This window comes from Sinomonas soli (assembly GCF_054782415.1).
This window is the reverse complement of the sequence record NZ_BAAGSN010000035.1, coordinates 33,218-41,643: the sequence shown is the minus strand read 5'-3', so window position 1 is coordinate 41,643 and position 8,426 is coordinate 33,218. Positions and strand designations below refer to the sequence as shown.

The window sequence follows — 8,426 nt, the reverse complement described above, 5'->3', positions numbered from 1 at the left end:
CGCCAGCCCCAGATGCTCCACCACCAGGGCCCCCGCACCAGCATCCAGGGCACCGCCAGCAGCAGCACCCGCAGCAGAAGCACCCGCAGCAGAAACGCCCGCGGCAGCACCGCCGTCGGCCCCCACGCCCGACTCCCCGGCCCGGCCACCGGCCACGACCCTCAACCGGCCCTCCCGCTCCATCACAGCTGACTCGCCCACAGCGACCTAACCTCCCTCACCGCCTGGCGGCGGCTCCCGATGATGATGCCGGCTACCTCGAAGTCTTCAACGAGACAGACCTGTCTGTTCCGTCACGAGGAGTATGCACCGAGACAGACCTGTCTGTCCAGAGGGCTAGGATGGGCACATGATGGGTGGAGATGAAGGGCAGGCGGGCAGGGGCGCCGCGCGGAAGCCGGCCAAGGAGCGGATCCTGGAGACCGCCTACGGCCTCTTCGCGAGGGGCGGCGTCCGCGCCGTGGGGATCGACGAGATCATCGCCCATTCGGGGGTCGCGAAGGCGACGTTCTACCGGAACTTCCCCTCGAAGGACGCGCTCGTGCTGGCCTACATGGACCGTTGGTACCAGGTGCGCCACGACGCCATTGAGGACGCGATCGCCCACGCCCACGCACCCGATGACGCACTCCTCGCGGCCTTCAACGTCCTCGACGACTGGTTCAGCCGCGGCGCGGCCGAGGTCAACACCTTCCTCCACGTGGTGATCGAGTTCGGCCCGGACCATCCCCTCGGGCAGGCCGCGATGGCACATCTCGCGAATATCCGCGGACGCCTCGCCGCCCTGGCCGAGGGCGCGGGCCTGAGCGACCCCGACGGCTTCGCCTGGTCCTTCCACATCCTCACCAAGGGCGCCATGGTCGCCTCCATCGAGGGGGACCAGCGCGCCGCCCTCCGGGCCCGGGCCCTCGCGCGGGCCCTCATCGACCTCCACCGACCCGACACGCCCGGGCGACCGCAATCACAGCAGGAAGAAGACGCCGAGGTCGAGGTCCTTCGGAAGCGCGGCCAAGGCTGAAATCTCCCACTCCTGGGAGGCCGCGCTGACCTGGATGCCAACCCAAGGTTCGGCGTGTACCATGAGCGCGCAAGGTGCCGTTCGTTAGCTGAGGCTCCTTCGCGGACACATGCCAGCGACCCCCAACGTCGAGAGACGCCACCGGTCAGGACAGGCTGCCCCGGGCTAAGGGGCAACCCCGATTGGCTCCCCGGGTCCTCCCCGGGGTCACGACGCGAAGTGCCAAAGGTCTTACGAGGAAGGGCCCGGCCTCTCTGGCCGGCCGCCTGAAGGCACGCGACCTGCGTCCGGAGGAGGTGGCCCGCCCGTGTCCAGCGGTGACAGTAGTCCCTCCCCGCATACCTGCTGAGCCGCGCTCAGCCCCTCCCCCCCCACGCCGCGCGCCCACGCTGCGGCCGCGTTGACTCCAGCCCGGCCCGGCGTGCCCGGGCGCGCCCGCTTCACGATCCCCGGCCACCGCCGGGAGGAAGCAGGTCCTCCCATGCCCAAGACCCCCATGCCCACCGCCCCCACGCCCGAGGTCCCCACGCCGGGCGTCCCCTCCAAGGACTCGGCGGTCCTCGACTCCGCCCACGTCGGCGACATCAAGGGCGCCTTCGGCACCATCCGTCTGGGCGACTCCTCGTCCCAGTCGAGCTGGAAGCGGCGCCTGAAGACACTCCTGGCGATCGTGGGCCCCGGCCTGATCGTGATGGTCGGCGACAACGACGCCGGCGCGTTCGGCACCTACACCCAGGCCGGCCAGAACTACGGCACGTCCCTGCTGTGGACCCTCCTGCTGCTGGTCCCCGTCCTCTACGTGAACCAGGAGATGGTGCTGCGCCTCGGCGTGGTCACCGGCGTGGGGCACGCACGCCTCATCCTCGAGCGGTTCGGGAAGTTCTGGGGCGCCTTCAGCGCGATCGACCTGTTCATCCTCAACGCCCTCACCATCGTCACCGAGTTCATCGGCATCTCGATCGGCCTCGACTACCTCGGAGTGCCCAAGATCCCGGGCGTGCTGATCTCCGCGCTGTTCGTGATCGGCGCGGCCAGCACGGGCTCGTTCCAGCGCTTCGAGCGGTTCTGCATGGCCCTCGTGGCCGGCTCGCTCCTGCTCGTGCCGGTCTTCTTCCTGGCCGGCCCGGACTACGGGCAGATGGCGCACGACTTCGTGGTGCCCGGCATCCCGGCCGGCTCGGACCTGGCCGACGTCACGCTGCTCGTCATCGCGATCGTGGGCACCACCATCGCCCCGTGGCAGCTGTTCTTCCAGCAGTCCTACGTGATCGACAAGCGCATCACCCCGCGCTACATGAAGTACGAGCGGGTGGACCTCTGGCTCGGGATCGTGATCGTGGTGCTCGGCGCCGCGGCGATCATCGGCTTCACCGCCGCCACGTTCGCGCACCGGCCCGAGTTCGGCCACTTCACCGACGCGGGCGGCGTGGCGGAGGGCCTGGGCACGCACGTGGGCCACCTCGCCGGGATCCTGTTCGCACTCGCCCTCATCGACGCCTCGATCATCGGCGCCGCAGCCGTGGGCCTCTCGACCTCCTACGCGCTCGGCGACGTCCTCGGCCTCAAGCACTCCCTCCACCGCAAGGTCTCCGACGCGAAGGGCTTCTACGCCGCCTTCGCCGGGATCATCGCCCTCTCGGCCGTGATCGTCATCATCCCCGGAAGCCCGCTCGGCCTGCTCACCGTGGGCGTCCAGGTCCTCGCCGGGGTGCTGCTGCCCTCGGCCACCGTGTTCCTGCTCCTGCTCTGCAACGACAAGGAGGTCATGGGTCCCTGGGTCAACGGGCGCGGGATGAACATCTTCACCTCCGCGGTCATCGCCGTCCTCGTGATCCTCTCCGTGGTCCTCACCGCCGCCGTGCTGTTCCCGGACATCAGCGGCACCGCGATCCTGGAGATCCTCGGCGGCGGGGCAGTCGTTGCCCTGCTCGCGGCGGCAGGGCTCGCCGTCGTGCGCCTCCACGCCGCGGCGAGCGGGAAGGCGGCCCCCGCCGCGCCCGTGGACCGCTCCCAGCGGGCCACATGGCGGATGCCGCCGCTGGCGCTGCTGCAGCGGCCGCAGCTCTCCGCGGCCCGGCGGGCGGGGCTGAGCGTGCTGCGCCTGTACCTGCTCGTGGCGATGATCCTGGTCATCGTCCGCGTGGTCCAGCTCGCCCTCGCCGGCGCCTGACCCACTTCCTCTCCCCCACCCCGCCGCGGGTGACGTACAGTCGCCCCGAGACGCCGATGCCCTGCGCACCGAAAGGCCCCCGATGACCACCGCCGCCCCGGCAGCCTCCCTCTTCCTCTCCACCCTCCTGCGCCAGTCCGTCACGGACTCCGAAGGGCACCGCATGGGCGTGCTCGCCGACCTCATCGTCAGGCTCCGCCACGGCGACTACCCGCTCGTGACCGGACTCGTCGTCGCCGTGGGCGGCACCCGGGCGTTCGTCACCGCGGCCGACCTCGCCGCCCTCGAGCCCGGACGCGTCCAGCTCGCCGTGAGCACGGTGGACCTGCGCGAGTTCCGCCGCCGGGAGGGCGAAGTGCTCCTGTCCGAGGACGTCCTGGGCCACCGGCTCATCGACGTCACCCGCGCCGCGTTCGTGCGGGCCTACGACATCCAGCTCTCCCCCGTCCTGGACGGCTGGGCCGCCACCGGGGTGGACGTGCACCGGCGCCGCTGGCTCAGCCTCGGCCCGCGCCACGCCGCCCACGCGCCACGGGACTGGAAGGACTTCGAGCCGCTGATCGGCCATGCCGACTCCGCCCACGTGCGCCGCGCCGCCGGACGCATCCCGGACCTGAAGCCGGCCCAGATCGCGGACATCATCGAGGAGGCCACCGAGCGCGAGCAGCACGAGCTGCTCGCCCAGGTGCACGAGGATCCCGAGCTCGAGGCGGACGTCTTCGAGGAGCTGGACGAGGACCGCCAGTCGGAGCTCTTCCGGGACCGCACCGACGCGGAGGTCGCCGAGGTGCTCGGGCGGATGCAGGCCGACGACGCCGCCGACGCCCTCATGGACCTGCCCCAGGAGCGGCGCGCCCCCGTCCTGGGCCTGCTGCCCGAGCCCCAGCGCGGCGTGGTGCACCGGCTGCTCGGGTACCACGGGCTCACCGCCGGCGGCCTCATGGGCACCGAGTTCCTCGCCCTGCCCGCCACCGCGACCGTCGCGGACGCCGTGGCGGCCGTCCGCGGCGCGAACCTCCTGCAGCCCCAGGCCCTCGCCGTCATCTACACCCTCGCCCCTGACGGGACGCTCGAGGGCGCCCTCACCCTCGTCCACGCCGTCCAGGCCGACGCCGCCCGGCCGCTGTCCGAGGTCGCCGACCGGGACGTGGTCGTCGCCTCGCCGGACGACGACGTCATCGACGTCACCACCCGCATGGCCGACTTCAACCTGCTGGCCCTGCCGGTGCTCGCCGAGGACCGCCGGATCCTCGGGGTCATCACGGTCGACGACGCGCTCGAGGCCGCGATCCCCGAGGACTGGTCCCGGCGCGAGCCCAACCACCACGAGACCGGGTCGGAGGCCTGACCGGCGGGAGCCTGGCAGAGGCTTCGGCTAGGCGCGCTGGAGGCGGCGCAGCACGAGGGCCAGGCCCACGAAGGCGAGGGCGTTGGCGGCCAGGATCACCGTGACGGCCGCGGCCGGGCTGGCCGCGTACGCGGCGCCGAGGATGCCGCCGGCGGCGAGCAGCCCGACGCCGCGGACGAGGGCGAGCCACCCGAAGGCCACCGCGCGCGAGTGCGAGGGGACGAGCTCGGTGACCACGGCCTTGACGGTGGAGTCCAGCACGCCGTTGACGATCCCCCACACCGCCGCGCCCGTCCAGACGAGCGCCACGCTGCCGCCGAAGGAGATCGCGGCGACCGCGGCGGCCACCGGCACCGCGAGGAGCACGAGGGGGCCGCGGCGGTCGTAGAGCCGCCCGACCACGAAGCCGCTGAGCCCGTCCACGGCCATTGCCACGGCGAAGACCACCGGGACGAGGGCGTCGCCGAGGAGCCCGGTGCTCTGGGCATGGAAGGCCATGAGCGGGAACGGGGCGACACCGCAGGACAGGACCGCCACCGCTGCCGTGTACTGCCAGAACCGGGCGGGCAGGTGCGCCCGTGCCATGCCCTTCGCGTCCGGGCCGCGGGCGGGGGCGGGAGCACCGCCGTCGTGCTCGTAGACGGCGGGGTCCGGCACCCGGGTGCGCAGCCACGCCAGCAGGCCCAGGACCAGCACGCCGGGGACGGCGAGCACCGCGAAGGCGAGCCGGTAGTCGCCCTCGCTCCAGGCCAGGACGGCGGCCAGGAGCAGCGGCCCGAGCATGGCCCCGGTCTGGTCGAGCGCCTGGTGGACGCCGAACGCGCTGCCGCGGCCGGTCCTCGTCGAGGCGTGGGAGAGGAGGGTGTCCTTGGCCGGGGAGCGGACGGCCTTGCCGAGCCGCTCGGTGCCGTAGAGCAGCAGCGCCGGAGCGATCAGGCCCGTGGCGCCGATGAGGGGCACGCTCAGGACGGTGAGGGCGTAGCCGGTGATGGTCCACGCCCAGTAGTGCTGGGTGCGGCGCACGGCGAGGCCGGAGAGCACGCGCAGGCCGTAGCCGATGAACTCCCCCGCCCCCGCCACCAGGCCGACCACGGTGGCGCTCGCCCCGAGCGTGCCGAGGTAGGGGCCGATGATGCTGCGGGCGCCCTCGTAGACCATGTCCGCCAGCAGGCTGACGATGCCGAAGGCGAGGATGAAGTGCCAGGGACGCAGCAGAGGCGCGCGCTCCTGCGCCGCGGGGCTGCCGTTCGCCATGGGGGATCTCCTTGGGGCAGGGTACGGGGCTGGCCGGGGCCGCAGGCCAGACTACCGCGCGCACCCGAGGATATGCCGCGCTGGGGCGGGACGGGCCGCCCGGCTGTCAGGGGGTCCGGTTCTCGTCCGTTCCTGCTCACCGTGGCCGCCGCGAGGCGCGTTGGCGCGGCGTGTCGACGCCCGACACGCCGCCGGCTGCCCGGCAAGGAGAGCAGGAAGGTACGCGCCCCTCCTGCCTCACCCCCGCCTGCCCCAAGAGTCTGGACGGGCCCCGCGCTTCATCTGGCCGCTCGGGCCTCTCCACAGGCTATGTTGTGCATGTACAACGCTTGTTTTCTTGGGGGGACACCATCGTGAGAACCAGACCCGGGCCATGGGCCCTGCCCGCGGCCGCGCTCCTGCTCTTCGCGGGACTCGCCGGATGCTCGGCGACGGGCGGCGCCGCGGCGACCGGCCCGGCGTCGGCCGCCGCAGCGCCCGGGGCGGGCCCGGCATCGACCAGCCCGGCATCGGCAGGCCCGGCGTCGTCCGCCGCGGCACCGCAGGCCTCCCTGGCACCACCGGTCGCCTCCGCGATGGCGGACGGCGCGCTGAGCCAGGAGCGCTGCCAGAAGTCCGCCGACGGGACCTGGAGCTACGCGGCCCGGCTCACCAACCGCAGCTCGGGGCGGGCGACCTTCACGGTGGCCATCGGCCTCACACGGGCCACCGCAGTCCTCGACCATGCGATGGTCCAGAAGACCCTCGGGCCCGGCGAGAGCGCTGACATCTCCGCCACGGGATTCGGCAACGACGCCCCCTCCGCGGGGACCGACTGCGGCGCCGCCGTCTCCAAGGAGAGTGCCGAATGAGGCCTCTCCGCCGAGGAGGCTGGGCTGCCGCCCTGACACTGGCCGCGCTCATCGCGGCGGCCGGCCCGTCGCAGGCAGATCCCACCCCGTCCCCGACCGGCTCCGCGGCCCCCGCGCCGACGTCGACCGATGCCCCGACCGCAGCGGCCACGGCATCGCCCTCCGCCACGCCGTCACCCACGGACCGGGCCCCGGCCGCGCAGACCGGCACCGCGAGCGCCGCGCCCACCGACGCCCCGCCCGCGAGCGCCGCGCCCACCGCGACCGCCACAGCACCCGCGCCGCTCTCCCCGATCCAAGCCAAGTACGCCGCGCTCAATGGGGCGGCCGGATGGCTCGGCGCGGCCGTCTCGGCAGAGGACTGCACCACGCCTCCGACCGGCGGATGCGCCGCGGTCTTCAGGAACGGGGCGGTCTACTGGTCGGCGGCGTCGGGAGCCCACACGGTCGGGGGCGCCATCCGTACGCGGTGGGCGGCGGCCGGGGCAGCCGGCGGCCTCCTCGGATACCCGACCACGGACGAGGTGCCCATCCGCAGCGGCGGCGTCTACCAGCTCTACCAGGGCGGGGCCATCTACTGGTCCCCGGCCACCGGGGCCCACACCTCCCGCGGGGCGGTCCGCGCCGAGTACGCCGCGGCAGGCTGGGAGAACGGGTTCCTCGGATACCCGATCACGGACGAGGTGCCCATCCGCAGCGGCGGCATCTACCAGCTCTTCCAGGGCGGGGCGATCCTGTGGTCCCCGGCCAGCGGCGCCCACACCTCCGGCGGAGCCATCCGCGGCGCGTGGGCGGCCACCGGGTACGAGAACGGGCCCCTCGGCTACCCGACCACGGACGAGGTCCCGATCCGCAGCGGCGGCGTCTACCAGCTCTACCAGGGCGGGGCCATGTACTGGTCCCCCGGCACGGGCGCCCGTGCCTCCCGCGGCGGGATCCGCGCGGTCTGGGCGGGCACCGGGTACGAGAACGGGTCGCTGGGCTACCCGGTCACCAACGAGCTCTGCTCGGGATCATCGTGCATCCAGAAGTTCCAGGGCGGGACCATCACGTGGATCGCCGGTGCCACGGGCGTGCACCCGTACAACGAGTGCGAGTCGCTCAACAGCGGCCGCTCGAACTACCGCAGCTACGGCGCGTCCGCCGTCTCGTTCGCGATCGCCGAGTCCTACGGGTCCTACCGGGCCACGTTCGTCCGCTGCCAGAACACGGCCGGGGTGTACTGGCCGGACTGGACCACGGGCGCCACGGTCGGCCGGTCCGGGTTCAAGCCGCCGGGCGTGGCCTCAGGCCCGACCCGCTACGAGTACTCCCCCACCGGGGACTACTCGGTCACGCAGGCGTTCGGCCTCGGCAACCCGGGCACGGCGCTGCCGTACCAGACCCTCAACCCCAGCTCCCGCTGGGGCGGCAACCCGTGGAGCGGGACCTACAACCAGTACTTCGAGTCCTCGAGCTGGGTGGGGTACGACGAGAACATGTGGTACTTCGCCACCCGGTCCACGCACGACTACCGCCAAGGCGCGGTGCTCAACTACAACCGGCCGCCCGACGCGGGCATCGTGCAGGACGCCGGGTTCGCGATCTTCCTCCACGAGAACACCTCCCCGACCGCCGGCTGCATCGCGCTGCCCGACTGGAACCTGGTCGACTGGCTGCAGAAGGCCCGCAGCGGTGACCGGATCATCATGGGGGTGCGCTCCGCCCTGTTCCGCTGAGCGCTCCACTTCCGCTGAGCGCACCGCTTCCGCTGGAGGCACCGTTCGGCTGGTCGCACGACGGCGC

Annotated in this window: 7 protein-coding genes and 1 riboswitch; of the genes, 6 read left to right on the top strand and 1 reads right to left on the bottom strand. The window is 73.0% G+C overall.

The window, feature by feature from the left end; translation table 11 throughout:
* The 4 genes from ACYVKZ_RS20755 to ACYVKZ_RS20740 all read left to right on the top strand — a co-directional run.
* Positions 1-192 (top strand): hypothetical protein (locus tag ACYVKZ_RS20755; protein WP_460994369.1); only part of this gene is annotated, 192 nt, incomplete at its 5' end.
* A gap of 157 nt (positions 193-349) precedes the next feature.
* Entirely contained in the window at positions 350-1,018 is a 669-nt protein-coding gene (locus tag ACYVKZ_RS20750; protein WP_460994368.1) for a TetR/AcrR family transcriptional regulator, read from the top strand.
* A 73-nt stretch (positions 1,019-1,091) separates the two neighbouring features.
* A riboswitch (M-box (ykoK) riboswitch) is annotated at positions 1,092-1,266 on the top strand.
* A gap of 233 nt (positions 1,267-1,499) precedes the next feature.
* Complete coding sequence (locus ACYVKZ_RS20745; protein WP_460994367.1) at positions 1,500-3,188, top strand: NRAMP family divalent metal transporter; 1,689 nt, start codon at positions 1,500-1,502, stop codon at positions 3,186-3,188.
* 82 nt (positions 3,189-3,270) lie between these two features.
* Complete coding sequence (locus ACYVKZ_RS20740; RefSeq protein ID WP_460994366.1) at positions 3,271-4,536, top strand: magnesium transporter MgtE N-terminal domain-containing protein; 1,266 nt, start codon at positions 3,271-3,273, stop codon at positions 4,534-4,536.
* 27 nt (positions 4,537-4,563) lie between these two features.
* Here ACYVKZ_RS20740 and ACYVKZ_RS20735 read toward each other — a convergent pair whose 3' ends face one another.
* Positions 4,564-5,790: an MFS transporter gene (locus tag ACYVKZ_RS20735; RefSeq protein WP_460994365.1), complete on the bottom strand. Its 1,227-nt coding sequence runs from the start codon at positions 5,788-5,790 to the stop codon at positions 4,564-4,566.
* 353 nt (positions 5,791-6,143) lie between these two features.
* On the opposite strand from ACYVKZ_RS20735, the gene ACYVKZ_RS20730 reads away from it, so the two are divergent.
* The gene (locus ACYVKZ_RS20730) at positions 6,144-6,641 is read left to right on the top strand and encodes a hypothetical protein (RefSeq protein ID WP_460994364.1); all 498 of its coding nucleotides are present in this window, start codon (positions 6,144-6,146) and stop codon (positions 6,639-6,641) included.
* Positions 6,638-8,359 carry a hypothetical protein gene (locus ACYVKZ_RS20725; RefSeq protein ID WP_460994363.1) on the top strand — a complete coding sequence of 574 codons (1,722 nt, stop codon included), beginning with the start codon at positions 6,638-6,640 and terminating at the stop codon, positions 8,357-8,359. Before ACYVKZ_RS20730 ends, ACYVKZ_RS20725 begins: the two co-directional genes overlap by 4 nt.
* The last annotated feature ends 67 nt before the right edge of the window (positions 8,360-8,426 follow it).